The organism is Streptomyces sp. x-80 (assembly GCF_046549095.1).
GTDB classification, from domain to species: Bacteria; Actinomycetota; Actinomycetes; order Streptomycetales; family Streptomycetaceae; genus Streptomyces; species Streptomyces celluloflavus.
Window position 1 is genome coordinate 1 of sequence record NZ_JAJPWM010000008.1, and the last position, 24,428, is coordinate 24,428.

A 24,428-nucleotide genomic window follows, 5' to 3' on the forward strand; every position below is an offset into this window, starting at 1 on the left:
CTGAGCCAGGATCAAACTCTCCGTGAATGTCTCCCCGATACCGGGGCAAACACCACGAGAGCGGAACCACCGGACGGAATAAGTCCAGCAGTTCACAGCGTCCTCGCTAGTGTCGCCTCCCACACCAACTAGTGGATGTCGGAGGACTTTTTCAAAGGAACCTCATCCACCGAAGTGGACGGGGTATCAACATATCTGGCGTTGACTTTTGGCACGCTGTTGAGTTCTCAAGGAACGGACGCTTCCTTCGCGCCTGTTTCACCAGGCTCTCCGGGCGCTTCCCTTCGATGTTTCACACTCTATCAGGCCGTTTCGGGCTTTCGAACCGCTGCTTTTCTGTAGGAATACAGAAGCGCGCAATTCGAGAATCTCGATCAAAGCTCTGAGGGAGTGCCACCCACTCTCCTGGCCGCAGTGATTGCGTCCTGGTGTCCGGGGCAGGTGTCAGACAGTACAGCCCTGCTGTGGGCGAGGCAAATCGATTCGGCGGGGTTCTGGATCTCTGGCGGGTGTCGCGCATGCGGAACCGTCAGTTCTTATGACTTACGCTTCTGAACGGTGCGCCGTCCAGGACAGGTAGTGACGGCGGCCTGATGAATCTCCACCCCTGGGAGGCTTCCCATGACCACCGTGACGTCCCCGCTTGCAGGACGCGCCATCGGACTCGCGGCTGTGCCCGATCCGGTGTTCTCCGGCGCGATGGTGGGTCCCGGTACCGCCATCGACCCCGTTCGTGAGCCGTCCACGGCCGTCTCGCCCGTGGACGGTGTTGTCGTATCGCTGCACCCGCACGCGTTCGTCGTCGTCGACAGCAGTGGGCACGGCGTGCTCACGCACCTCGGCATCGACACCGTTCAGCTCAACGGCGAGGGCTTCGAGCTGCTCGTCAACAAGGGCGACACCGTGACGCGCGGCCAGGAGATCGTGCGCTGGAACCCGGCCGCGGTCGAGGAGGCCGGCAAGTCGCCGGTGTGCCCGGTCGTCGCGCTCGAGGCGACCGCCGACTCGCTCGGTGAGGTGCGCGAGGACGGCGACCTCAAGGCGGGCGACACGCTCTTCTCCTGGCAGTAGCCGGGCGCCGTCCGCGACGGCAGGTACGACATACACCGCGGCGGCACAGACCGTCGCATCAACCGGAGACGGGTGAAATGGAGACAACGCTGCGAGGCGTCGGGGTGAGCCACGGTGTGGCCATCGGCGAGGTGCGGCACATGGGCACGGCGGTTCTCGAACCGCCGGCCAAGCAGATTCCGGCGGAGGAGGCGGAGCGCGAACAGGGGCGCGCCCGCCAGGCCGTGGAAGCTGTTGCCGCTGACTTGATCGCGCGGGGGAATCTGGCCGGCGGCGAGGCGCAGGCCGTGCTCGAGGCGCAGGCCATGATGGCTCAGGACCCCGAGCTGATGGCCGATGTCGAGCGACGGATCACCGTCGGCAGCACCGCCGAGCGCGGTGTGTACGACGCGTTCGCCGCGTACCGTGCGCTGCTGGCGGGTGCCGGTGAGTACCTGGCCGGCCGGGTCGCCGACCTCGATGACGTACGGAACCGGATCGTCGCCCGCCTGCTGGGCGTACCGATGCCGGGTGTACCGGACAGTGACGAGCCGTATGTGCTGATCGCGCGCGATCTGGCGCCGGCGGACACGGCGCTGCTCGACCCGGCGCTGGTGCTCGGTTTCGTGACCGAGGAGGGCGGGCCGACCAGCCACAGCGCGATTCTCGCGCGGGCGCTGGGGGTACCGGCCGTGGTCGCGATGCCGGGTGCGGGTGAGCTGGCCGAGGGCATCGTGGTCGCCGTGGACGGCAGCACCGGTGAGGTCTTCGTCGAGCCGAGCGCCGACAAGCGTGCCTCGCTGGAGCAGGCCGCGGCGGCGCGGAAGGCGGCGCTCGCCGCGTCGTCCGGGCCGGGTGCCACCTCCGACGGACACAAGGTGCCGCTGCTGGCGAACGTCGGCGGTCCGGCGGATGTGCCGGCCGCGGTCGAGGCCGGTGCGGAGGGTGTCGGTCTCTTCCGGACCGAGTTCCTCTTCCTGGACGACAGCCAGCGGGCGCCGTCCGAGGAGAAGCAGGTCGAGGCGTACCGCAAGGTGCTGGAAGCCTTCCCCGAGGGCCGGGTCGTGGTGCGGGTGCTCGATGCCGGTGCCGACAAGCCGCTCGACTTCCTGACCCCCGGTGACGAGCCGAACCCGGCGCTGGGTGTGCGGGGTCTGCGGTCGCTGCTCGACCACCCCGATGTGCTGCGGACGCAGCTCACCGCGCTGGCCAAGGCCGCCGAGGGGCTGCCCGTCTACCTTGAGGTCATGGCCCCGATGGTGGCGGACCGGATCGACGCCAAGGCGTTCGCGGACGCGTGCCGGGAGGCCGGGCTCCAGGCGAAGTTCGGCGCGATGGTGGAGATCCCGTCGGCCGCGCTCCGGGCGCGCTCGATCTTGCAGGAGGTGGAGTTCCTGTCGCTGGGCACCAACGACCTGGCGCAGTACACCTTCGCGGCGGACCGCCAGGTGGGCGCCGTGTCGCGGTTGCAGGACCCGTGGCAGCCGGCGCTGCTGGATCTCGTGGCGGCTTCGGCCGAGGCCGCGAAGGCCGAGGGCAAGAGCTGTGGGGTCTGTGGTGAGGCGGCCGCCGATCCGCTGCTGGCCTGTGTGCTGACCGGTCTGGGTGTCACCAGCCTCTCCATGGGTGCGGCGTCGATTCCGTATGTGCGGGCGGCGCTGGCCAAGCACACGCTCGCGCAGTGCGAGCGCGCCGCGGCCGCGGCGCGTGCGGCGGACAGCGCCCAGGAGGCGCGGGTCGCCGCGCAGGCGGTGCTCTCCGGGGAGTGATCCCGGCGGCGCGCCGCGTCGCAGGAGTGTTGATGGCCGTCCCGCCCTTGTGGCGGGGCGGCCATCTGCCGTACGGGGCCGGGCGGGGCGGCCGTCAGCGGTGCCGGTGGTCGTCCGGCGGGGGTGTGAGGGGGAGGCCGGGGGCGTGGTCGACGCCGGGCTCGGGCGGGACGGGACCGCCGGTGCCGGGGTCGGTGCAGTAGGCCGTGAAGACCTCGGCCGCGGTGAGGGCGCGGGGCCAGGAGTCGCGCAGGGACCAGCCGCGGACGGTGTCCCGGGCGTCGCCGGTGCCGCTGCTGGTGTCGGTGCCGCTGCTGGTGTCGGCGCCGGTGCTCACGCTGGTGCTGGTGCGGGAGACGATGCCGCCGGGCGTGCGCAGGGCGATCCCGGTGGCCAGGACCGTCCGGAAGACGAGGGATTCGGATTCGGAGAGCCGGCGGCGGCCGCCCTCGGCCGTCGTGTGCAGGACCGCCAGGAGGGACCGCTCCCCCGCCGGGACGCTGCACACCAGGTGGTGGGTACCGTCGCCGAGGGCTTCGAGGAGTTGGCGGAGGGCCTGGGTGGCGCGGGTGAAGGCGGCGTGTGCGAGGTCTGCGCCGCACTCCTCGCAGTGGCCGGCGCGGGAGAGCAGGGTGCCGGCGTGCTCCCAGGTCGCCCGGCGGTCGGCCGCTTCGACCAGCGGGGGCAGGAGCTCGGTGAGCGGTTCGCCGCCGTAGGGCAGCGTCGCTCCGGCGCAGGCCGCCTCCGTCGTGTAACGGGTGCGGCTCTCGGGGCGGTCGGGGTCGAGGGCGAGGTTCGCGCAGTATTCCTCGTAGGCGGCCGGGTCGAAGAGGGTGAGGGTGGTGGGGACGCCCTGGGCGGCGAGGGTGCGCAGCAGGGTCTCCAGCTGCCGGAGGTAGCCGCCGTAGTCGTCGAACGGGAAGGTGCGGTAACGGCGCATGGCCGCGAAGTCCTGCTCGTCCGCCAGGACGGCGGCGGTGCTGGGGACTTCGCGGCGCAGTGTGCGGCGGCCCCCGGCCGGTCCGGTGTGCCGGGATGTGGTGGTCATGACTCCCCCTCGGTGAGATGCGCTGCTCGAACATCACTTGTCACCGAGAGTAATCGGGGGGTCGGACAATGGCGGTCCGGCGTTACTGTGCGCGGTCGTTGGCGATGCGCTCGTAGAAGCGGAGCAGTTCGAGGTCGTCGACCGAGCCGGGGTTGACGGCCTTGTCGAGGGGGGTGCCCTGGAGGAGGCGTTTGACCGGGACCTCGATGCGCTTGCCGGTGAGGGTGTGCGGTACGCCGGGGGCCTCGATGATGTCGTCGGGGACGTGGCGCGGGGAGAGTTCGGTGCGGATGGTCTGCTTGATGCGGTTGCGCAGGTCGTCGTCCAGGGTGGCGCCGGGGACGAGGTGGATGAAGAGGGGCATCCAGTAGCCGCCGTCGGGGAGTTCGAGGCCGATGACGAGGGATTCGCGGATCTCGGGGAGCCGTTCGACGGCTTCGTAGATGTCGGCGGAGCCCATCCGCACGCCCTGGCGGTTGAGGGTGGAGTCGGAGCGGCCGTGGATGATGACGCTGCCCCGGGAGGTGAGGGTGATCCAGTCGCCGTGCCGCCAGACTCCGGGGTACATGTCGAAGTAGCTGTCGTGGTACCGGCTGCCGTCCGGGTCGTTCCAGAAGCGCAGCGGCATGGAGGGCAGCGGGCTGGTGACGACGAGTTCGCCGACCTCGTCGATGACGGGTTCGCCCTGGGCGTCCCAGGCGTGCAGGTCGGTGCCGAGGCAGGGTGCCTGGAGTTCGCCGATGTGCACGGGGAGGGTGGGCACGGCCCCGGCGAAGCAGCTGCAGACGTCTGTGCCGCCGCTGACGGAGGCGGTCCACAGGTCGGCGCCGCTCTCCGCGAAGGAGTCGTGCAGCCAGCGGAAGCCGTCGGGCGGGAGCGGCGAGCCGGTGGTGGCGACGCAGGTGACGGCCGAGAGGTCGAGGTCGCGGGCGGGGTGGATGTCCGCCTTGCGGCAGGCCATGACGTACGCGGCGGAGGTGCCGAAGACGGTGGCCCCGGTCCGTGCGGCGACCTGCCACTGGGCGGAGATGTCCGGGTGGCCGGGGCTGCCGTCGTAGAGCACGAGGGTGGTGCCCACCAGCAGGCCGCCGACGAGGAAGTTCCACATCATCCAGCCGGTGGAGGTGTACCAGAAGAAGCGGTCGTCGGGGCCGAGATCACAGTGCAGGCCGGTCTGCTTGAGGTGTTCGAGCAGGATGCCGCCCTGGGACTGGACGATGGCCTTGGGCAGGCCGGTGGTCCCGGAGGAGTACAGGACCCACAGCGGATGATCGAACGGGACCTGCTCGAAGACCGGTTCGGTGTCGCCCGAGGTCAGTTCCGACCAGGTGACGGCGCCTTCGGGGGCGGGCGTGCCGAGCAGCGGGATGTGGACCACGGCGCGGAGGGTGGGCAGTTCGGCGCGGAGCTCGGCGACGGTCGCACGCCGGTCGTGTTCCTTGCCGCCGTAGCGGTAGCCGTCGACGGTGAACAGGACGACCGGTTCGACCTGCTGGAAGCGGTCCAGGACGCTGCGGGCGCCGAAGTCCGGGGCGCAGGAGGTCCAGACGGCGCCGACCGCGGCGGTGGCGAGGAGGGCGATGACGGCTTGCGGGATGTTGGGGACGTAGCCGCTGACGCGGTCGCCGGGGCGGACGCCGAGCCGGCGCAGCGCGGCGGCCAGCGAGCCGACCTGGGCGCGGAGTTCCGACCAGGTCACCGGGGTGGGCTCGTGGGTCTCGTCGACGTACAGCAGCGCCGGGGTGCCGGCGCGGGCCGGGTCCTGGGCATGGCGCAGCGCGTGCTCGGCGTAGTTGAGGGTGGCACCGGGGAACCAGCGGGCGCCGGGCATCGTCCGGTCGGCGAGGACGGTCTCGTACGGGGTGGCGAACCGGACGTCGAACCATTCGGCGATGGCCTGCCAGAACCGGGCGAGGTCGTCGACGGACCAGCGGTGCAGGGCGGCGTAGCTCGCGGCCGGGTCGCCCGGGGTGGGGGCGGGTGCCCCGTGGTGCTCGGCGGCCCAGGAGTGGAAGCGGGTGACCTGTGCGCCGGCGATGCGGTCCTGGCCGGGCTGCCAGAGGGGTTCCGGCTGCGGTGCGGACTGCGGTGCGGTGGTCATGATGCGGCTCCTGGGCGATACGCGTGGTGTGCGTCGGTCGCGCGTGGCGGTGGGTGGTCCCCTCCGGTGCGGTGGGGTGTGCGCGTGACACGGCTTGCCTGGACGATGCCATGTGATCGACTCGTGCACCAGAGCGGACCCCCCACATTCGGGGGGTACCCGGTGTGGGGCGGCCACGGGGTGCGGGCCCCGGGTATGTCTCCCGGTCGGTTCCGGCCATCGTGGGCGGGCCGCCCGCCAGGAGGTGGCCGACATGATCTCTCACAGGTGAACGGGAGTTGAACGGTACCGGCCCGCAGTTCCGTCAATGGCAGGCTGACCGGCATGGACAGGCGTGATCTCGGGCGTGCTCTGGTGCGGTCGGTACGGATGGTCAGGGCGATCGGGCCGGCACAGGGGCTGCGCTCCGTGCGCACGGCATGGCGACGGCGGCGGACGGACGCGCTGGCGCTGCCGCGGCGGGGCACGGAGCGGGCGCGGGTGCCCGGGGCCGCGCGGGGCGCGGAGCCGCAGCCGGGCGGCGGGGTGATCCATTTCGCCCGGTCGTCGCTGCGGGTGCGGGTGGCGACGGGCGGCGCGGTGTTCTGCGGCTGGGACGGCGCCGCGCCGGAACCCTCGTACGCACTGGCCGGGGCATGTCCCGAGGTGGACGCGCGGGCCGTGCTCGAACCGGATACGGAGGGCGGCTGGCGGGTGGTCTCCGAGCGGCTGCTGGTGATGGTGTCCCGTTACGGCGCGGTCGAGGTGCGGACACCGGGCGGGGCGGTACTCCGTCGCGAGCTGCCGCCCCGCTGGTGGGACCGCACGGATGGCGCGGACAGTGTGACGGACGGGAAGAAGAGCGGGAAGAGGGACGGAAAGGGCAGGAAGGGCGGGAAGAGCGGGAGGGGCCCTGGGGACGGCGCGGCGGGCGGTGGGAATCCCCGGGACGCCGGGGTGCCGCCGGCCCAGGGGCCCGCTCGCTCCCGGAGGCCGGAAGGACCGGAGAGGACAGAGGGGTCGGAGGGGCCCGAGCGGTCCGAACGGCCGGAAGGGTCCGAGCGGTCGGAGGAGCCCGAACGGCCGGAAGGGCCCATCGGGTCGCGGTGGGTGCAGCGGTCGGAGGTGGCGGCCGATGCGCGGTTCTTCGGGCTGGGGGGCCGGGCGCACGGGCCGCGGCTGCGCGACGGGGTGTACCGGCTGTGGAACACCGATCCCGGCGGTGCGTTCGGGCCGGGTGACGATCCGCTGTCGCTGACGATGCCGGTGCAGCTGGTGGTGGCGGACGCCGGTACGCATCTGGTCTTCCACGACAACTCCTGGGACGGGCGGGTGACGCTGCGCGAGGGCGAGGAGGGCGCGGGCTCCGGGCACGACCGGCCCGGCACCTGCGAGGTGCGGATGGACGGCGGGCCGCTGCGCTACTGGGTGCTGGCCGGCACCCCGGCCCGGGTGCTGCTCGGCTGGACGGCGCTGACCGGTGCCCCCGCGCTGCCGCCCCGCTGGGCGCTGGGCCATCAGCACGCCCGCTGGGGGTTCGGCGGGGCGGCGGAGGTGCGGCGGGTGGTCGCGGGCTACCGGGAGCGCGGGCTGCCGCTGGCCGCCGTCCATCTGGACATCGACCACTACGACGGGCACCGGGTCTTCACCGTCGACCGGGAGCGCTATCCGGATCTGCCCGGTCTGGCCCGGGAGCTGCGGGCGGACGGGGTGCGGCTGGTGTCGATCGTCGATCCGGCGGTGAAGGCGGAGCCGGGCGCCGCGGTGTACGACAGCGGGGCCGCGGCCGGTGCGTTCGTCCGGGACGCGCGCGGGCGGGAGGTGCGCGGCGTGGTGTGGCCGGGCGAGACGGTGTACCCGGACTTCACCGACGCGCGGGTGCGCAAGTGGTGGGGCGCGCTGTACGCGGAGCGGCTGGCGCAGGGTTTCGCGGGGGTCTGGCACGACATGAACGAGCCGGTCTCGTTCGCGGTGTTCGGTGAGCCGACGCTGCCACGTTCGGCGCGGCACGCGCTGGAGGGCCGGGGCGGCGACCACCGGGAGGCGCACAACGTCTACGCGCTGGCGATGGCGCGGGCCGGGTACGAGGCGCTGTGCGAACTGCGGCCGGACGAGCGGCCGTTCCTCTTCTCCCGGTCGGGGTGGGCCGGGTTGCAGCGGTACGGGGGCAGCTGGTCGGGCGATGTGGCGACGGGCTGGCCGGGGCTGCGGGCTTCGCTGTCGCTGGTGCTGGGGCTCGGGCTGTGCGGGGTGCCGTACAGCGGTCCGGATATCGGGGGGTTCTCCGGGGTGCCGTCGCCGGAGCTCTATCTGCGGTGGTTCCAACTGGGCGCGTACCTCCCGCTGTTCCGTACCCATTCGGCGATCCGGGCGGGGCGGCGGGAACCGTGGGAGTACGGACCGCAGGTGCTGGAGCACGCGCGGGTGGCGCTGCGGGAGCGGGCGCGGCTGCTGCCGTACTTCGACACGCTGGGGCAGCTGGCGCGGCTGACCGGCGCGCCGTACGTCCGCCCACTGTGGTGGAACGCGCCGCGGGACCGGGCGCTGCGGGACTGCGAGGACGCGTTCCTGCTGGGGGACGCGCTGCTGGTGGCGCCGGTACTGGAGCCGGGCGCGACCCGGCGGGCGGTGCGGCTGCCGCGCGGGCGGTGGTACGACACGGTGACCGGGCAGGCGTACGAGGGGCCCGGCCAGGTACTGGTGGCGGCGCCGTTGTCGCGGATTCCGGTGCTGGCACGGGCGGGCGCGGTACTGCCGGTGGCGGGCGCGGACGGTGCGACGGAGCTGGAGGTATGGGCGCCGGCGGCCGGGCGCCGGGGCGGCGGTCTGGTGGTGCCGGACGCCGGGGACGGCTGGCGGCGGCCGAACGTCGAACGTTTCACCTCGCGGCTGGAGGACGGGCGGGTGGTCGTGGAGCGGCACGGCGGCCACGCGGTGGGATACCGGGTACGGGTGCGTGGGGCGGACACCGGTCCGGACGCGGACAACGAGCCGGATACGGGAACGAGGCCGGATACGGGGAGGGATACGGGGACAGGGACGGATACGGGCGGGTCCGCGGCGGGCGGGGGCGGGTAGCGGGCGGCTGCCGCGCGGGCGGGCGGGTCCCGTAGCGGTGCATCGCGGCGGCGAGCCGTTCCCGTCGAGGGACATCGCGTCGCACATCGCGGCGCCCGTCACGGCGCGCCGGCCGGCTTCCCGTCGCGGTGCACCGCGTGGCATCCCTCCCGGCACGGCCCGCGTCCCGGAGGGTTCCCCTCAGCGGGCCGTGGCTGGTAGACGGGGGCCATGCCGAGACTTACCGCCGCGCTGCGCGGCCTCGCCGTTGCCGCTGCCGCCCTGCTGACCGTCACCCTGTTGCCGTCGAGTGCGGTGGCGGGAGCCCCCGCCGCCCGGCCGGCCCCGCCCCCGGCCGCGGAGCCCAGGGCGCCCGGGGAGTTCGTCGCGCTGCGCGCGGTGGATCCCACGATCATTCAGGAGATGCGTTACTTCACCCCGCATGACTTCATGGGCGTACCGGTGACCGGCTATCGGGCGCCGGTGTGCCTCGTCACGCGGGACACGGCACGGGCGCTGCACCGGGCGCAGCTGTCGTTCCTGCGCCGCGGCTACTCCCTCAAGGTCTACGACTGCTACCGACCGCAGCGCGCCGTGAACCACTTCATCCGGTGGGCCGAGGATCCGGGCGACCAGCGGATGAAGGACGAGTTCTACCCGCGGGTCGAGAAGTCGGCGCTCTTCCGGGACGGCTATATCGCCGAGAAGTCGGGGCACAGCAGGGGCAGCACCCTCGATCTGACGCTGGTACGGCTGCCGGCGCTGCCGACCAGGCCGTATCACCCCGGGGAGCCGCTGTCGTCCTGCTACGGCCCGAAGGCCGCCCGCTTCCCGGACAATTCGCTCGACATGGGCACCGGCTTCGACTGCATGGATCCCCTGGCACACACCCTCGATCCGCGGATCACGGGCACCCAGCGGGCGAACCGGCTGCTGCTCAAGCGAGGTCTGGAGCAGGCCGGGTTCGTCAATTACCCCTACGAGTGGTGGCACTACACCCTCGCGGCGGAGACCTTTCCGGACACCTACTTCGACTTCCCGGTGACCCTGCGCTCGCTCGTCCGGCGCTGACGTCCACCGGCCGCCGCGGGCGGGGCTCGTCCGCGGTCCGGGGCACGGAATCACCCCCGTCGATCCCGTACCCCGGGCCCTGCTGTGAGGGACGCGGGCAGGGCGCGTCCGGTTCGTTGAAAACACGAGAAATACCGAGGAGTACCAGGGCCGGGGTCCGGTCCGGCGACCTTGTCCGGGTCACGGCCAAGGGCGCCTCGGCCACCCCGGACGGCCGGTTCGCGCCCCGGGGCCGCCGTCGCACAGGACCACCGTGACACCGGATACTGACAGCCTCCACGGGCCCGGCTACCGTGCGGGCATGACCGACCGAGAGAGCAACCAGGAGCGCGAGGGAGAGGCCGGGCGCGCGAGCGGCCGGCGGTTCGGCTCGTACGAGGAGTTCTGGCCCTACTACGTCGCGATGCACTCCCAGGCGGCCACCCGCTGGGTGCATCTGACGGGCACGCTGACCGGGCTGGCGGTGTCCGCGTACGGGGTGCTGCGCGGGCGGCCGAAGCTGCTGCTGGCCCTGCCGCTGATCGGCTACGGCACGGCCTGGCCCGCGCACTTCCTCATCGAGCGCAACAACCCCGCGACGTTCGGGCACCCGGCGTGGTCGCTGCGCGGGGATGCGCAGATGATCCGCATGATGCTCAAGGGGCGGGACGCGGAGCTGGCCGAGATCGCCGCGAAGTGGCTCGCGGAGCACGGGAGTTAGCGACGCCCCGGCAGCCGGAGAGGTGACGGCGGCCGAAGGAGCCGCGGCCGGGACGGGACGGCGGCCGCAAGATCCCGGCCGACCGCTCCCCTCCCCTCCCCCGCGGTCACCGCCCGGGAGCCGGTGGGGTTCCGTGCCGAGCGGGCCCGTGACACACTCCTGACGTTCCGTCAGTTCTGTGATTCCGGCGGTTCGGTGAGCTGTGTGAGCCGCGTGAGTACGTTCCGCCGGTCCGTCGGTCGCGTTGCCGGGAGGCGTTGTGCCGCGTACCCGTAAGCCCGTGGTGCCGGGTTGGTTCGATCAGGACGCCGCGGATTTCCGGCTGCTGGGGACGCGGTGCCGGGCCTGCGGCTCGGTGTTCTTCCCGCGGGAGGACTCCTTCTGCCGCAACCCCGGCTGCGCGGGCGACGAGCTGGACGAGGTGCCGCTGTCCCGGCGCGGCACGGTCTGGTCCTACACCGACGGGCGCTACCGCCCGCCCGCCCCCTACGTCTCCGACCCCGACGCCGCATGGCAGCCGTACACCCTGGTCGCCGTGGAGCTGGCGGCGGAGCGGATGGTGGTCCTCGGGCAGGCCGCGCCCGGTGTCACCGTCGACGGCCTGACCGTCGGCGCGGAGGTGGAGCTGGTGCCGGGGGTGCTCAACGAGGACGCCGAGCACATCTGGACGACCTGGTACTGGCAGCCGGTCGCCACGGCCGCACCGGAGGCGTCATGACGGGCGAGGTGGCGGTGCTCGGCGCCGGGATGCACCCCTGGGGCAAGTGGGGGCGCGGCTTCGTCGAGTACGGCACCCGGGCGGCGCGGGACGCCCTAGCGGACGCCGGGCTCGACTGGCGCGCCGTACAGAGCGTGGTCGGGGCGGACACGGTGCGCGGCGGCTACCCCGGCTATGTCGCGGGCGCCTCCTTCGCCAAGGCGCTGGGCTGGCAGGGCGCCCGGGTGACCAGTGTCTACGCGGCCTGTGCGTCCGGCGCGCAGGCGATCGGCACGGCGCGGGCGCAGATCCTGGCGGGCCTGGCGGAGGTGGCGCTGGTGGTGGGTGCCGACGCCGCGCCGAAGGGGTTCTTCGCGCCGGCGGGCGGCGACCGTCCCGACGACCCGGACTGGCTGCGCTTCAGGGTGCTGGGGGCCACCAACCCGGCGTACTTCGGGCTGTACGCGCGCCGCAGGATGGCGCTGTACGGCGACACCGTCGAGGACTTCGCGCAGGTGAAGGTGAAGAACTCGGCGGCGGGCGCGGCCAATCCGTACGCCCGCTACCGCAAGCGGGTCACGGCCCGGGAGGTCGCCGCGTCGGCGGTGGTCGCCGATCCGCTGCGGCTGCTGGACATCTGCGCCACCTCCGACGGCGCCGCGGCGCTCGTCCTGAGCAGCATGGACTTCGCCCGCCGGCACGGCGCCGCGGACCCGGTCCGGATCCGCGCGGTCGCCACGGCCACCCCGCACTATCCCCGGACCGTGCTCGACCTGCCCGATATCGCCACCGACTCGGCGGCGGCGGTGCCGGAGCCGGCGACCACCTTCCGCGCCTCGATCGCCCGCGGCGCCTACGAGGAGGCGGGCATCGGGCCCGAGGATCTCTCGCTCGCCGAGGTCTACGACCTGTCCACCGCCCTGGAGCTGGAGTGGTACGAGGACCTCGGGCTGTGCGCCGCGGGTGAGGGGGCGCGGCTGCTGCGGGACGGGGCGACGGCGCTCGGCGGGCGGCTGCCGGTGAACACCAGCGGCGGTCTGGCCTCCTTCGGGGAGGCGGTGCCGGCCCAGGCCATCGCGCAGGTCTGCGAGCTGACCTGGCAGCTGCGGGGGCAGGCGGGCGCGCGTCAGGTACCGGGCGCGCGGGTCGGGGTGACGGCCAACCAGGGGCTGTTCGGGCACGGGTCCGCGGTGGTCGCCGTCCGGTGAGACCGGGGACGTGCCGGGCGTACGGCCCGCACCCCGGGCGGTGCGGGGTGCGGGCCGTTCCTCCGCGCCCCGTCAGGGAAGCGCGGGCTCGCGCCGCCGGGCGCCGAGGCGCATCGCGTGCTGGACCACGGCGATCAGCACGTCCCGGGCGGAGTCCTTGTGCCGTGCGTCGCACAGCATCACCGGTACCTCCGGGTCGAGGTCCAGGGCGTCCTGGACGGTCTCCACGGCGTACCGGTCGGCGCCGTCGAAGCAGTTGACGGCGACGGTGAAGGGCAGGCCGCGGCGCTCGAAGTAGTCGATGGCGGCGAAGCTGTCCGCCAGCCGCCGGGTGTCGGCGAGCACCACGGCGCCCAGCGCGCCGAGCGCCAGCTCGTCCCAGAGGAACCAGAAGCGTTCCTGGCCGGGGGTGCCGAACAGGTAGAGCGTCAGCCGCTCGCTGAGGGTGATCCGGCCGAAGTCCATCGCGACGGTGGTGGTGGACTTGCCCGTCACCCCGTCGAGGTCGTCGACCGGCCGGCCGGCTTCGGTCAGCCGCTCCTCGGTGCGCAGCGGTTTGATCTCGCTGACCGCGCCCACCAAAGTGGTCTTACCGACGCCGAACCCGCCCGCGACCAGGATCTTGAGCGTCATCGGGTCCGCGGTGGCGGACCGGCTGCGGCGTTCCGAACGGCCGAGGGCCATGGGATTCTTCTCCAGGATTGCCGGATGCAGAGGGGCGCACTCGCGCGGAGCCCCCGGGGGACGGCGAGCGCCCGGCGTCAGCGGCCGGAAGGGAACGGTACAACGTGCTTGCTGGTGAGCCCACTTGAGGTGCACCATGGCCGGGAACAGTGCCCGCAGCGTCCCGCAATCACCCCAAATGGTGGGTGGATAAGGGTGATTGGGACGCACCGGCTCCGGCTCGGCTCGGCTCGCGAGAGTCGAACGGCATCAGGCGGCAGGCTCGCCCCAGGCGGCGGGAGTTCCCGGCCGGGGGTTCGAGTTCCCCGGCCGTACGAACCGCACGACGGGGCCGGGCCGGCGGGCCGCGCTCATGGCCCTCAGCTGATGCCTGGACGCCGGTCGGGCCGTCACCACCCCCCGTACAGAGCAGGGAGGCTGCCGCTCTCCCGTGCTGGTGGCCCCGGCACCGGGCCCATCGGCCAGGACTCCATGCGGAGGGTCTGGCATCGGCTCCGGAGCGGGTGCGGGTTCGTCCGCAGGGGCTGGTGGAGCGGGAAGCCGCCGACCGCACCCCGAGGCACGGTGCCGACCGGCTATGGGCTGTGTGAGACGTGCCGTCGTCCGGCGCGCCTTGACGGACGGGCTCAGCGCGGGGTGAGCGCCGCGGGCCGGTCCAGCAGTCCCAGGAGGCCGACGAAGCCGGCTTCCACGAACGCGCAGATCTCCTCCCGCGCGTCCGGGTCCGCCGCCGGCCAGTTGGTGACCGCCTCCTCGGCGAACGCCATCCAGGCGCCCGAGGCCAGCTCCAGCCGGGGGACGTCCGGCAGGCCCAGCCGCCGCCGTCCGTCGCACACCCGCCGGGCGAGCGTCCGGCGGGTGTCGCCGACGATGTCGGCCACCACCGGATGGCTGCCGGCCGCGCCCCGGACCAGCGCGCGGTACACCTGCCGGTGCTCCAGGACGTAGCCGACGAAGCCCGCGATGAAGGAGCGCAGCCACTCGACGGGGCCGAGCGAGGCGTCCGGTTCGGTGGCGGCCGTCAGCCGGTCGCACTCCGCGCGGACCACGGCGCGGTAGAAGTCGTGTTTGGAGTCGAAGTAGTGGAAGAGCAATCCGCGCGAGATACCGGCCCGCCGGGCGACCTCGTCGGTGGGGAGCTCGTCCAGGGAACGGTCGGCGAGCATCTCCCGGCCGATCTCGACCAGCTGTTCCCGGCGCTGGTCGGGGGTGAGACGGGTGGCGCGCTTGCCGGACATGTCCGCAGTGTACGGCGGCGCGGGCCGGGCCGGACGGGGATCGTCGCCTCCCGCACCCGCCGTCAGGTGTACCGGCCCAGGTGGTGCAGGATCCGGGGTACGAGCTCGTCGGGCACCTCTTCGGGCAGCCAGTGACTCGCGCCCGCCAGGGCCTCGAAGCGATACGGGCCGTCGATCCACTCCCCCGTCGACTCGGCTGCGACACGTCCCAGGGCGATGTCCTCGCTGCCCCACAGGAACAGGGTGGGGACGGCGATCCGGCCCGCGGGGACCGAGACGGTCTCGCGGGGCGCCCGGTACCAGTTCAGGGTGGCGGTCAGCGCGCCCGGCTCGGTGAGCCTGCGGACGTTGGCCGCCACCAGCTCGTCGGCGACCATGCCGCCGTACGCGGCGCGCAGCCGGGCCGCGCCGTCGGCCAGCAGGGCGCGCTCGGCGGCGCCGTCCGCCTGGCGGAAGAAGCGCACATAGTCCAGCCGGTGGTGCTGGTCCGGGTCCTCGGCCGCCGCGCGGTTGAGGGCCTCGGGGTGCGGGGTGGCCAGTACGGTCAGCGACCTCAGCCGCTCGGGGTGGGCGGCGGCCAGTGCCCAGGCGACCATGCCGCCCCAGTCGTGGGCGACGAGATGGAACCGGCCGGCGCCCTGGGACGTGGCGAACGCGAGGGCGTCGGCGACGAGTTCGGGCACGGCGTAGTCGGCGGTCCGCGGCGGGCGGGCCCGCGGGGAGTAGCCGCGCTGGTCGACCGCGACGGCGCGGTAGCCGGCCGCGCCCAGGGCGGTGAGCACGGCGCTCCAGGAGTCGGCGAACTCGGGCCAGCCGTGCAGCAGCAGCACGAACTCGCCGTCGGCGGGCCCGGCCGCCAGGGCGTCGTAGGTGTACGGGCCGGCCTGGATCGTCAGCTGCTCGAAGGGGGCCGGGGTGGTGTCCGGGGACATGGCGGTGCTCTCCTCTGGTCGGCCGTCACACGGCGGGAAACATACAGACGGACCGTCGCGCGGGCGTCGGTGCGCAGCACCGTGTCACAGCGCGCGCAGTCCGTCGATCACCTCGCGCAGGATCTGCTCGTCCGGCAGTTCGGCCGGCGGTACGGGGCGGCTGACGTGTACCAGTCCCGCGTCCAGGAGATCGCCGATGAGCACCCGCACGACGCCGACCGGCAGATCGAGGCCGGCCGCCAGCTCGGCGACCGACAGCGGTGTCCGGCGGCAGCGCCCGACGATGTCCACATGCTCGGGCGAGAGCGTCTGGTCGGCGACCGTCTCCTCCGCGCGGGTCTCCGCGATCACCAGCGCGATGAGGTCCAGGCGTCCTTCCGCGGCCGTGCGGGTGCGCCCGCGGGTCATGGCGTACGGGCGGACGACCGGGCCCGCGTCGTCGTCGAACCAGCGGGCCGCCGCGCGGTCCGGCCCGGCCCGCCCGGTCCGCCCATCCTGGTCCCTCATGGCGTCACCGTCGGCGCCCTCAGGTGGTCAGCCCGGACCGGGGCGCGGTGACCAGGTGTGCGCCGACGCGTTTGACGAGCAGGGTCATCTCGTAGGCGATCAGCCCGACATCGGAGTCGGCGTCGGCCAGCACGGCCAGGCAGCTGCCGTCGCCGGCCGCGCTGACGAACAGGAACGCGTCGTCCAGTTCGACCAGGGTCTGCCGGACCCGGCCCGCGTCGAAGTGCCGGCCGACGCCCTTGGCCAGACTGTGGAAGCCGGAGGCCACCGCGGCCAGATGCTCGCCGTCCTCGCGGGTCAGGTCCTTGGAGGCGCCGGTGGCCAGCCCGTCGCTGGACAGGACGAGTGCCTTGCGGATGCTGCCGACCCGCTCGACCAGTTCGTCGAGGAGCCAGTTGAGCTCGCCCGTTCCCTGCGTCGCGTCCGGTGCGGTGGAAGCTGCTGCCTTCGGTGCGGTCATGGACCGTCTCCTCCCGATGTCGTTCCTGGTGCGGTGGTGCCCCCGTCGCCGCGGCGCGCGGCTGCGTCGCGGGCGGTGTCCGTACGGTGGGCGGCGGTGTCCGCGGGGCCGCGGTCCGGTGCGGTGCCGGCGCCCCCGCCGGCCGCGGCCGGACCGCCGTCCGGGGCCTCGCCGTTGTCGCGGCGGCCGCGCTGCCAGCCGCGCTGGAGCGCGGCCATCCGGGCGCGGACGGCGTCCGCGTCGCGGTCGTCGTCCGCCGCCGGCTGCCGGACGGGGCCGTCCTTGAGCTGCGGTGCGAGGCTGGCCTGCCGGACCCGGCGGGGCAACAACCCGCCGGATGCCGGGGGCGGTGGTGCGGCGGGCACGCCGTCCGCGGGCTCCGGTGTCCCGTCGCCGGGGGGCTGCGGTCCGTGCCCGGTGTGCCGTCCGGCGCGCTCCGGGCCGGGGCGCTCGGCGGGCGGTTCGCCGCCGTCGTCGCGGGCGTCGACGGGTCTGCCGTGGTCGGCGACCAGGACCGGCGGGCGCCGGCGGCGCGGCAGCGGCGCGGGGCCGCCGCCCGGCGCCTGGTCCCGGCTCTGCTGGTGCTGTTCGGCGGCCGGTACGGGGGCGCTGGCCGCGGGGGCGGCGGGTGAGGGGGTGGGGCCGGTCGGCGCGGCGGCCGGGCCCCGGCGGCCGCGGCCCCGGGCGTGGTTCCGGCCGCGGGGGCGGCCGGCCGCGTCGGCGCGGGGCGCCTCCCGTCCGGCCGGTCCGTCGAGCGCGGCCAGGGTGCGGCCCGCACGTTCCGCCAGCGGGACCGGGATCTGCGCGAGGACGGCCAGCCGGTCCACGGCCTCCTCCGGTGCGCCGTTCGCCCCGCCGTCCACGGCCGCCGCGCCGGTGTCGTCGCGGCCGTCCTCGGCGGTCTCGGTCAGGATGGTGCCGGGGATGAGGACCACGGCGGTGGTGCCGCCGTACGGCGAGGGCTGGAGCGAGACCCGTACGCCCTGCCGCCGGGCGAGCCTGCTGACCACGAACAGACCGAGCCGGTCGGTGTCGGACAGCTCGAACTCCGGGGTCTCGGCGAGCCGGAGGTTGGCGTCCAGCAGCAGGTCGGGGGCCATTCCCAGACCGCGGTCGTGGATCTCCAGGGTGAAGCCGTTGGGGACCCGCTCGCCGCGTACCTGGACGGCGGTGTGCGGCGGTGAGAAGACGGTGGCGTTCTCCACGAGTTCGGCGATCAGATGGGTGAGGTCCGAGACGGCGGGCCCGTCCACCGCGAGCCGCGGCAGCCGGCGCACCTCGATGCGCGCGTAGTCCTCCACCTCGGCGACGGCGGCCCGTACCACGTCCATCAGCTGGACGGGATTGCGCCACTGCCGGGAGGGCGCCGCGCCGGAGAGGATGACCAGGCCCTCCGCGTGCCGGCGCATCCGGGTGGTCAGGTGGTCGAGCCGGAAGAGGTCGGCGAGTTCGTCGGTGTTCTCGGTGCGCCGCTCCATGGCGTCCAGGAGGGTCAGCTGACGGTGCAGCAGGACCTGGCTGCGTCGGGCGAGGTTGACGAACACCTCGGAGACGCCGCGGCGCATGTCCGCCTGTTTGACGGCCGCCTCGACGGCGGCCCGCTGGAGGGTGTTGAGCGCCTGGCCGACCTGGCCCGTCTCGTCGTGGCCGAAGTCCAGCCGGGGCGCCTCGGCCGCCACGTCCACCCGCTCGCCGGCCGCCAGCCGGCGCATGACGCTGGGCAGCCGGACGCCGGAGACCTCGTGCGCGTCCTTGCGCAGCCGGGTCAGGTCCTTGACGTGCCGGCGGCCGATGCGCAGGGAGACGACGACGGACACCAGCAGGGCGACGAAGCCGAGGACTCCGGCGATACCGGCCTTGATCACGACGGCCCGCGCGACCGGTGCGACGCGCTCCTGGTAACGGTCGCCGGCGTCCTTGCCCAGCTGCTGGAGGTCGCCGAGCACCGTGTCCGCGGTGGATTCCCAGCGTTCGGCGTTGACGGCGTGCGGCGCGTCCCGCGCCCCGGCGGCGATCACGGAGTCCTCGAAGGAGGTGAGCGCGCGGGCCGTGGCGGTGTGCCAGTAGTCGTCGTAGGCGGTGCGGTCCGCGGCGGACAGGGCGGGCAGACCGGTGGCGTACAGGACGCGGCGTTCGGCGATCCGCTCGGTGAACGCCCGCAGATCGCGGGTGCTCATACTGCCGGAGGTCAGTACCGCGGACAGCAGGGCGTCCTCGCGGGCGAACGCCTCGCGGGCGCGGGTGAGGGTGACCAGCGCGCGGCCCTCTTTGTCCATCTCCACGTCCGCCAGGTCGTGGAGGGCGGCGAGGAAGTCGTAGTGCGGGTCGACCAGGCTGTCGTACGCCTCCATGGCCTCCTCGCGGGTGAGGGTGTTGTCCTCGACCTGGGTGCGCAGGGCGGGCAGGCCGTCCAGTCCCTTGATGACGTCGCGCATCCGGGCGCCCGCGCCGGCGGTGAGGTCCTCGCGTACGCCGGGGTCCCGGGCGTTGGCGCGCAGCCGGGCGACGTTCTCGTCGGTGGCCCGGTCCCGCTGGCGCAGTTCGGTGAGCGCGTCGGCGCCGCGCCGGTCCGCGAGGTAGAGCAGGCTCTGCCGGCGTTCGTTCTGGAGGGCCTGGACGACGTCCTCGGCCGGGTACCCCAGTTTCCGTACGACATTGCCGACGTCCAGCAGCTGGTTGGCCTCGCGGCCGGTGAGGTAGGTCGCGAAGGCCCACATGGCGGTCAGGGACACCAGCGGCACGAGCAGCAGCGCCACGATCTTCCGGCGGATCGACTTCCCGCGAAAGCGCATGGCCTCCCCCACGTCAACCCCGGCGCACGGGGGCGGTGTTCCGTCAGCAAACGGCGCGAGCCTACTACTGTCGGGTGACCGGGCCGAAGGCTCTTCCGGACGCCGTGGCGCGGGGTTCGGGGCGGGGCGGTCATGAGTTGTCCGTCGATTCCCGGACAACCCACCCGTGTTTACGGCCCCGGACGCCGCTCCCGTCTCCGGTGCCCCGCCGCGCCGGTTGGCCGGAATTCTGCTACCCCGGGTGATCCGGTGGCTCCGGGGTGCGTGACGATGAGGGTGGACGAGGTGCGGCGACACGGGTGGGTACCCGGTGAAATCCGGGCAGCCACCGAGGCGTCGGACATGCGCGGAGAGTGCGGGGAGTGTGACGCGTTCATGGACACCAGGCGTGCCCTGTGGCAGGAGGAGCCGGCGACCCGGTGGCGGATGCCGGATCCGGTGCGCACGGCCGCGGTGCGCGCCGTGATCATCGTGGCGATCACCCTGATCCAGGCCATGGTGGCGTTCCTGAGCACCGTGACGGGGTCCTGGCTCGCCTTCCCCGCGGTGATCAGCACGGTCGCCAGCACCGTGGTCGCCACCTGGGGGGTGCTGGACGTCTGGGTGACCCGGCAGGTGTGGGTGCAGCGCAACGGTGTGCAGTCCCAGCCGAGCAGTACGGCCCGGGAATTGCGCCGGGAGCGGCGGCGGGCGCGCCGGCAGCGGCGGCGGGAGGGCCGGGACCGCTCCGCGCGGGCGGACCGCGCGGCGGCGTGAACGGGCGGCGGCCGGCGGGCCGTCGGCGGCGGTCCGCCGGCCGTCCCGCGCGGGTGAGCGCGGCGCCCGGCCCGTACGGCCGGACCGGTCTCACGCCATGGACTCCTCGGACACCGCGAGCCGGACGTGTATCACGCCGTCCAGGACGCTGACCTCATGGGTGCGCACGGGCCGGCGGGCGGGCGGCCCGTTGGGGACGCCGGTACGCAGGTCGAACCGGGCGGCGTGCAGCGGGCATTCGACGTGGCAGCCCTCGGCCCAGCCGTCGGAGAGCGAGGCGTCCTGGTGGCTACAGGTGTCGTCGAGGGCGTAGAGGCCGGTCCCGGTGTGGAAGACGGCGATGGCCGGTGTGGTGTCGTCGATCTCGATCCGTACGGACTCGCCTTCGGGCAGGTCCTCGATGCGGCAGACGGGTATCATCTGGCCCCCCTCGCGCTGATCGGTATCATGACGTTCTGAATAACGCATCGCGGAGCGCGATGCGCAACAGAATCCAAGCCGGGGAGCGGGCCGTCAAGGGCCTCCCGGAAAGATGCCGTCGGACGCGCCCCGCGGGGCCACCGGGTGGAGACGCGGAGACCGATGTCGAACACGACCGATGCGGCCGAGGAACGGTCCGAGGAGCGGCGCGGCGCGGCGGGATCCGTTCAGTCCGTGGACCGCGCGGTGAGCGTGCTGGAGATCCTGGCCCGGACGAGCGAGGCCGGGGTGACCGAGATCGCCGAGGAGCTGGGCGTCCACAAATCGACCGCGTTCCGGATCCTGGGTGTGCTGGAGACGCGCGGGCTGGTGGAGCAGGAGAAGGAGCGCGGGAAGTACTTCCTGGGCGCCGGGGTGCTGCGGCTGGCGGGCGCCGCCGCGATCCGGCTGGACATCTCGCAGGAGGGCCAGCCGGTGTGCCGGGCGCTCGCCGACGACACCGGGGAGACCGCCAACATCGCGGTGCTGGACGGCGATGCGGCGGTGAACATCATGCAGGCCAGGGGCGCCGCCGCGGTGACCGCGTACAACTGGCTGGGCCGCCGCACCCCGCTGCACGCCACCGCGAGCGGCAAGGTGCTGCTGGCGCATCTGCCCCGGGAGCGACAGGAGACCCTGGCGGCACGGAAGCTGTCGCGGTTCACCGGGCACACCCTCACCGCACCGGCCGCGCTGCGCGCCCAGCTCACCGCCGCCGCCGAGGACGGATTCGCCTGTTCCACCGAGGAGCTGGAGATCGGGCTGAACGCGGTCGCGGCGCCGGTCCGGGCGTACGACGGCGCGGTGATCGGGGCGATCGGCGTCTCCGGGCCCGCCTACCGCATGGCGCGTGCACGCCTTCCGGAGCTGGCCCGGCGGACCGTCGGGGCCGCCGCCGAACTCTCCCGCCGGATGGGCCACGCGGGCTGATCTCCGGTCAGGACATTCGCCCCTTGACGGATTCCTGATGGGCTTCCAGCATGTCCCCCATGGCGCAACGTGATGTGCCATAGGCAACAGCATCCGGTCTTACCGGGTGCGGCGGAGCGCCGTCCGACAGGCCCTGGTACAGCGCGCCGCGCCATCCTCACAAGCATCCGTGCCAGCTCCACGCGCACCCGCCCCTGCCGTCACCACAGGGGCTGTTGAGGAGTGAGACATGCCGCACGAAGCCCGCGCCGCCACCGTCGCCGTCGCCGTCGCCGTCGAGAAGGGCGCACCCGGCGAGACGCTTCCCCGTCCGCCCGGCCAGGGGGCCGCCGGTGCCGTCGCGGCCGTCGGCCCCGGTGCCACGGACCCGCATCCCCGCGACGGTGCGGTGCCCGTCCGGCGGGCGCCCGGCGGCCGGTGCCGCGCCCGCCGCCGCGGGCAGGCCGGGCCCGCGGCCGCCTCTGCCACGACACCGCGCGGCGCGGCGCTCCGTACGGCGGTGGTCCGGTGAGCACCGGTGCGGACACCCGCCGGGTGGTCGTCATCGGCGCCGGTATCGTCGGCTGCTCGCTCGCCGACGAACTCACCGCACGCGGCTGGCGGGACGTCACGGTCCTGGAGCAGGGCCCGCTGCACGCCCCGGGCGGCTCCACCTCGCACGCCCCCGGCCTGGTCTTCCGTACCCATCCGCACAAGACGATGACCGACCTCGCCGCGTACACCGTGCGGAAGTTCTCCGGGCTGACGGAGGACGGGCGGTCCTGTTTCGACGCGGTGGGCGGGCTGGAGATCGCGACCACCGAAGCGCGGTGGGCCGATCTGCACCGCAGGGCCGGGCTGGCGGCGTCCTGGGGCATCGAGGGCGAGCTGGTCCCGGCGCGGCGGTGTGCCGAACTGTGGCCGCTGCTGGACGAGTCGAGGGTGCTCGGCGGATTTCACACCCCCGGCGACGGGCTGGCCCGCGCGCTGCCCGCCGCACGGGTCCAGGCCGCGCGGGCCGCCGCCCGCGGTGCCCGCTTCCTGGACCGGCACACCGTCACCGGCACCGAGCGCGCGGACGGCCGCGTCACCGCCGTGGTCACGGACCGGGGCACCTTCCCGGCGGATCTGGTCGTCTCCGCCGCCGGGTTCTGGGGTCCGGTGATCGGCGCGCTGGCGGGCGTCACCGTCCCGCTGCTGCCGCTGGCGCACCAGTACGTGACGACCTCGGCGGTCCCGGGCCTGGACGGCCGCCGCCCGATCCTGCGCCACCAGGACCAGGACCTGTACTTCCGCGAGCACCCGGCGGACGCCCCGGGCCCGGCCGGGCGGCCGGCCGTCCGGCTCGGCATCGGCTCGTACGCGCACCGGGTGCTGCCCGTCGATCCGTACGCGGTGGCCGCCTTCGACGACGCCCCGGTGATGCCGTCCGCGCTACCGTTCACCCCCGACGACTTCGCCCCCAGCTGGACGGCGAGCGGCCGTCTGCTGCCCGCCCTGGCCGGGTGCCGGGTCGAGGACGGTTTCAACGGGGTCTTCTCCTTCACCCCGGACGGGCTGCCGCTGCTCGGCGAATCCCCCGAGCTGCGCGGTTTCTGGCTGGCCGAGGCGGTCTGGATCACCCACTCCGCGGGCGCCGCGAAGGCCGTCGCCGAGTGGCTGACCGACGGCAGGCCCGGTACCGACCTGCACGGCTGTGAGGTGTCCCGCTTCGAGGGCGCCCAGCGCTCGCCCGGTTACGTCCACGCGCGCGGCGCGCGGCAGTTCACCGAGGTCTACGACGTCGTCCACCCCTTGGCGCCGGCGGACCGGCCACGGCCACTGCGGGTCAGCCCGTGGTACGCCCGGCAGCGGGAACTGGGGGCGCACTTCCTGGAGGACGGCGGCTGGGAGCGCCCGCACTGGTTCGAGGCCAACGCCCCACTGGCGCGGGACCTGGCACTGCCCGCGCGGGACGCCTGGTCGGCGCGGCACTGGTCGCCGGCCGCGGCGGCCGAGGCGCGGGCCACCCGGGAGCGGGTCGCGCTCTACGACATGACGCCGCTGCGCCGGCTGGAGGTCACCGGGCCCGGCGCGCTGGACTTCCTCCAGCGGATGACCACCAATCAGCTGGCCAAGCGCCCCGGCGCGGTGACGTACACACTGCTGCTGGACGCGGCGGGCGGGATACGCAGCGATCTGACGGTGGCCCGGCTCGCCGCGGACCGCTTCCAGGTCGGCGCCAACAGCGCCGCGGACCTGGCGTGGCTGGCCCGCCACGCCCCCGCGGGGGTCCGCGTCGCCGACCGCACGTCCGGCACCTGTGGAATCGGCGTCTGGGGCCCGCTGGCCCGCGAGCTGGTCCAGCCGCTCTCCGGGACGGACTTCTCGCACCGCGGCTTCGGCTACTTCACGGCGCGTGCGGCGTTCATCGGCGAGGTGCCGGTGACCGCGCTGCGGCTGAGTTACGTCGGTGAGCTGGGCTGGGAGCTGTACACCAGCGCCGATCTGGGCCTGCGGCTGTGGGACACGCTGTGGCGGGCGGGCCGGCCGCTCGGGGTGGTCGCGGGCGGCCGCAGTGCCTTCGACAGCCTCCGGCTGGAGAAGGGGTACCGCGCCTGGGGCCGGGACATGACCGCCGAGCACAACCCCTACGAGGCCGGGCTCGGCTGGGCCGTACGGCGGGACAAGGGCGACTTCGTCGGGCGCGCGGCGCTGGCCGGCGTGTCCCGGGAGACCGTCCGGCGCCGCCTGGTGTGCCTGACCCTCGACGATCCGGCGGCGATCGTGCTGGGCGGCGAGCCGGTGTACCTGGCGGGGACCGCGGCCGGCTATGTGACCAGCGCGGCCCACGGCTACTCCCTCGGGCGGACCGTCGCCTACGCCTGGCTGCCGGCGGTCGCCGCCGGGCCCGGCACGGCCGTGGAGGTGGCGTACTTCGGCGCGCGGGTTCCGGCGACGGTCCGCGCCGAACCGCTCTTCGACCCGGCCATGGACCGCATCCGCCGCTGAGCGGTACCGGGGAAGCACAA

General features: G+C 73.9%; 19 protein-coding genes and 1 pseudogene. 11 read left to right on the forward strand and 9 right to left on the reverse strand.

Going from position 1 to position 24,428, the window contains the following annotated elements; translation table 11 throughout:
• Positions 1 to 621: 621 nt before the first annotated feature.
• Complete coding sequence (locus ACLJWH_RS17325) at positions 622 to 1,071, forward strand: PTS glucose transporter subunit IIA (protein ID WP_411142614.1); 450 nt, start codon at positions 622 to 624, stop codon at positions 1,069 to 1,071.
• Positions 1,072 to 1,148: 77 nt separating this feature from the next.
• A complete protein-coding gene (ptsP, locus tag ACLJWH_RS17330; protein ID WP_411142615.1) occupies positions 1,149 to 2,819 on the forward strand; it encodes a phosphoenolpyruvate--protein phosphotransferase in 1,671 nt (556 codons plus the stop codon).
• Positions 2,820 to 2,913: 94 nt separating this feature from the next.
• Here the strand turns inward: ptsP and ACLJWH_RS17335 are convergent, their stop codons facing one another.
• Together ACLJWH_RS17335 and ACLJWH_RS17340 are read right to left on the reverse strand one after the other, a co-directional pair.
• Positions 2,914 to 3,867 (reverse strand): hypothetical protein, encoded by a 954-nt coding sequence (locus ACLJWH_RS17335; RefSeq protein ID WP_411142616.1) that lies wholly within the window; start codon positions 3,865 to 3,867, stop codon positions 2,914 to 2,916.
• Between the two features lie 82 nt (positions 3,868 to 3,949).
• Positions 3,950 to 5,968, reverse strand: a complete 2,019-nt coding sequence (locus tag ACLJWH_RS17340; RefSeq protein ID WP_411142617.1) for an acetoacetate--CoA ligase — start codon at positions 5,966 to 5,968, stop codon at positions 3,950 to 3,952.
• A 324-nt stretch (positions 5,969 to 6,292) separates the two neighbouring features.
• Here ACLJWH_RS17340 and ACLJWH_RS17345 point away from each other — a divergent pair.
• The 5 genes and pseudogenes from ACLJWH_RS17345 to ACLJWH_RS17365 all read left to right on the forward strand — a co-directional run.
• A pseudogene (locus ACLJWH_RS17345) lies at positions 6,293 to 8,908 on the forward strand (glycoside hydrolase family 31 protein); the annotation flags it as partial.
• A gap of 327 nt (positions 8,909 to 9,235) precedes the next feature.
• Positions 9,236 to 10,075 carry a M15 family metallopeptidase gene (locus tag ACLJWH_RS17350; RefSeq protein ID WP_411142618.1) on the forward strand — a complete coding sequence of 280 codons (840 nt, stop codon included), beginning with the start codon at positions 9,236 to 9,238 and terminating at the stop codon, positions 10,073 to 10,075.
• 301 nt (positions 10,076 to 10,376) lie between these two features.
• Positions 10,377 to 10,775 carry an Mpo1-like protein gene (locus ACLJWH_RS17355; protein ID WP_411142619.1) on the forward strand — a complete coding sequence of 133 codons (399 nt, stop codon included), beginning with the start codon at positions 10,377 to 10,379 and terminating at the stop codon, positions 10,773 to 10,775.
• Between the two features lie 259 nt (positions 10,776 to 11,034).
• The gene (locus tag ACLJWH_RS17360) at positions 11,035 to 11,493 is read left to right on the forward strand and encodes a Zn-ribbon domain-containing OB-fold protein (protein ID WP_411142620.1); all 459 of its coding nucleotides are present in this window, start codon (positions 11,035 to 11,037) and stop codon (positions 11,491 to 11,493) included.
• Positions 11,490 to 12,680, forward strand: a complete 1,191-nt coding sequence (locus tag ACLJWH_RS17365) for a lipid-transfer protein (protein WP_411142621.1) — start codon at positions 11,490 to 11,492, stop codon at positions 12,678 to 12,680. Before ACLJWH_RS17360 ends, ACLJWH_RS17365 begins: the two co-directional genes overlap by 4 nt.
• A gap of 72 nt (positions 12,681 to 12,752) precedes the next feature.
• Here the strand turns inward: ACLJWH_RS17365 and ACLJWH_RS17370 are convergent, their stop codons facing one another.
• From ACLJWH_RS17370 to ACLJWH_RS17395, 6 genes are all read right to left on the reverse strand, one after another.
• Entirely contained in the window at positions 12,753 to 13,364 is a 612-nt protein-coding gene (locus tag ACLJWH_RS17370; RefSeq protein WP_411142622.1) for a GTP-binding protein, read from the reverse strand.
• A gap of 626 nt (positions 13,365 to 13,990) precedes the next feature.
• The gene (locus tag ACLJWH_RS17375; protein ID WP_411142623.1) at positions 13,991 to 14,602 is read right to left on the reverse strand and encodes a TetR/AcrR family transcriptional regulator; all 612 of its coding nucleotides are present in this window, start codon (positions 14,600 to 14,602) and stop codon (positions 13,991 to 13,993) included.
• Between the two features lie 62 nt (positions 14,603 to 14,664).
• Positions 14,665 to 15,534, reverse strand: coding sequence for an alpha/beta fold hydrolase (locus ACLJWH_RS17380; protein ID WP_411142624.1), 870 nt, complete (start codon positions 15,532 to 15,534; stop codon positions 14,665 to 14,667).
• An 84-nt stretch (positions 15,535 to 15,618) separates the two neighbouring features.
• Complete coding sequence (locus ACLJWH_RS17385; RefSeq protein ID WP_411142625.1) at positions 15,619 to 16,041, reverse strand: DUF742 domain-containing protein; 423 nt, start codon at positions 16,039 to 16,041, stop codon at positions 15,619 to 15,621.
• Positions 16,042 to 16,060: 19 nt separating this feature from the next.
• Entirely contained in the window at positions 16,061 to 16,501 is a 441-nt protein-coding gene (locus tag ACLJWH_RS17390; protein ID WP_411142626.1) for a roadblock/LC7 domain-containing protein, read from the reverse strand.
• Positions 16,498 to 19,293: a nitrate- and nitrite sensing domain-containing protein gene (locus ACLJWH_RS17395; protein WP_411142627.1), complete on the reverse strand. Its 2,796-nt coding sequence runs from the start codon at positions 19,291 to 19,293 to the stop codon at positions 16,498 to 16,500. Before ACLJWH_RS17395 ends, ACLJWH_RS17390 begins: the two co-directional genes overlap by 4 nt.
• A gap of 342 nt (positions 19,294 to 19,635) precedes the next feature.
• On the opposite strand from ACLJWH_RS17395, the gene ACLJWH_RS17400 reads away from it, so the two are divergent.
• A complete protein-coding gene (locus tag ACLJWH_RS17400; protein WP_411142628.1) occupies positions 19,636 to 20,049 on the forward strand; it encodes a hypothetical protein in 414 nt (137 codons plus the stop codon).
• Positions 20,050 to 20,139: 90 nt separating this feature from the next.
• Here ACLJWH_RS17400 and ACLJWH_RS17405 read toward each other — a convergent pair whose 3' ends face one another.
• A complete protein-coding gene (locus tag ACLJWH_RS17405) occupies positions 20,140 to 20,469 on the reverse strand; it encodes a bifunctional 3-phenylpropionate/cinnamic acid dioxygenase ferredoxin subunit (protein WP_411142629.1) in 330 nt (109 codons plus the stop codon).
• A 162-nt stretch (positions 20,470 to 20,631) separates the two neighbouring features.
• On the opposite strand from ACLJWH_RS17405, the gene ACLJWH_RS17410 reads away from it, so the two are divergent.
• The 3 genes from ACLJWH_RS17410 (at position 20,632) to ACLJWH_RS17420 (ending at position 24,408) form a co-directional block, all read left to right on the forward strand.
• Positions 20,632 to 21,438: an IclR family transcriptional regulator gene (locus ACLJWH_RS17410; protein WP_411142630.1), complete on the forward strand. Its 807-nt coding sequence runs from the start codon at positions 20,632 to 20,634 to the stop codon at positions 21,436 to 21,438.
• 229 nt (positions 21,439 to 21,667) lie between these two features.
• Positions 21,668 to 21,949: a hypothetical protein gene (locus ACLJWH_RS17415; RefSeq protein WP_411142631.1), complete on the forward strand. Its 282-nt coding sequence runs from the start codon at positions 21,668 to 21,670 to the stop codon at positions 21,947 to 21,949.
• Positions 21,946 to 24,408 carry a GcvT family protein gene (locus ACLJWH_RS17420; protein ID WP_411142632.1) on the forward strand — a complete coding sequence of 821 codons (2,463 nt, stop codon included), beginning with the start codon at positions 21,946 to 21,948 and terminating at the stop codon, positions 24,406 to 24,408. The genes ACLJWH_RS17415 and ACLJWH_RS17420 overlap by 4 nt, the downstream gene beginning before the upstream one ends.
• Positions 24,409 to 24,428 lie beyond the last annotated feature (20 nt).

Bases quoted from the DNA above. Each gene is read 5' to 3' on its own strand.
- ACLJWH_RS17325 (WP_411142614.1), top strand. From the start codon at position 622: ATGACCACCGTGACGTCCCCGCTTGCAGGACGCGCCATCGGACTCGCG.
- ptsP (WP_411142615.1), top strand. From the start codon at position 1,149: ATGGAGACAACGCTGCGAGGCGTCGGGGTGAGCCACGGTGTGGCCATC.
- ACLJWH_RS17335 (WP_411142616.1), bottom strand. From the start codon at position 3,867: ATGACCACCACATCCCGGCACACCGGACCGGCCGGGGGCCGCCGCACA.
- ACLJWH_RS17340 (WP_411142617.1), bottom strand. From the start codon at position 5,968: ATGACCACCGCACCGCAGTCCGCACCGCAGCCGGAACCCCTCTGGCAG.
- ACLJWH_RS17350 (WP_411142618.1), top strand. From the start codon at position 9,236: ATGCCGAGACTTACCGCCGCGCTGCGCGGCCTCGCCGTTGCCGCTGCC.
- ACLJWH_RS17355 (WP_411142619.1), top strand. From the start codon at position 10,377: ATGACCGACCGAGAGAGCAACCAGGAGCGCGAGGGAGAGGCCGGGCGC.
- ACLJWH_RS17365 (WP_411142621.1), top strand. From the start codon at position 11,490: ATGACGGGCGAGGTGGCGGTGCTCGGCGCCGGGATGCACCCCTGGGGC.
- ACLJWH_RS17370 (WP_411142622.1), bottom strand. From the start codon at position 13,364: ATGGCCCTCGGCCGTTCGGAACGCCGCAGCCGGTCCGCCACCGCGGAC.
- ACLJWH_RS17375 (WP_411142623.1), bottom strand. From the start codon at position 14,602: ATGTCCGGCAAGCGCGCCACCCGTCTCACCCCCGACCAGCGCCGGGAA.
- ACLJWH_RS17380 (WP_411142624.1), bottom strand. From the start codon at position 15,534: ATGTCCCCGGACACCACCCCGGCCCCCTTCGAGCAGCTGACGATCCAG.
- ACLJWH_RS17385 (WP_411142625.1), bottom strand. From the start codon at position 16,041: ATGAGGGACCAGGATGGGCGGACCGGGCGGGCCGGGCCGGACCGCGCG.
- ACLJWH_RS17390 (WP_411142626.1), bottom strand. From the start codon at position 16,501: ATGACCGCACCGAAGGCAGCAGCTTCCACCGCACCGGACGCGACGCAG.
- ACLJWH_RS17395 (WP_411142627.1), bottom strand. From the start codon at position 19,293: ATGCGCTTTCGCGGGAAGTCGATCCGCCGGAAGATCGTGGCGCTGCTG.
- ACLJWH_RS17400 (WP_411142628.1), top strand. From the start codon at position 19,636: ATGCGCGGAGAGTGCGGGGAGTGTGACGCGTTCATGGACACCAGGCGT.
- ACLJWH_RS17405 (WP_411142629.1), bottom strand. From the start codon at position 20,469: ATGATACCCGTCTGCCGCATCGAGGACCTGCCCGAAGGCGAGTCCGTA.
- ACLJWH_RS17410 (WP_411142630.1), top strand. From the start codon at position 20,632: ATGTCGAACACGACCGATGCGGCCGAGGAACGGTCCGAGGAGCGGCGC.
- ACLJWH_RS17415 (WP_411142631.1), top strand. From the start codon at position 21,668: ATGCCGCACGAAGCCCGCGCCGCCACCGTCGCCGTCGCCGTCGCCGTC.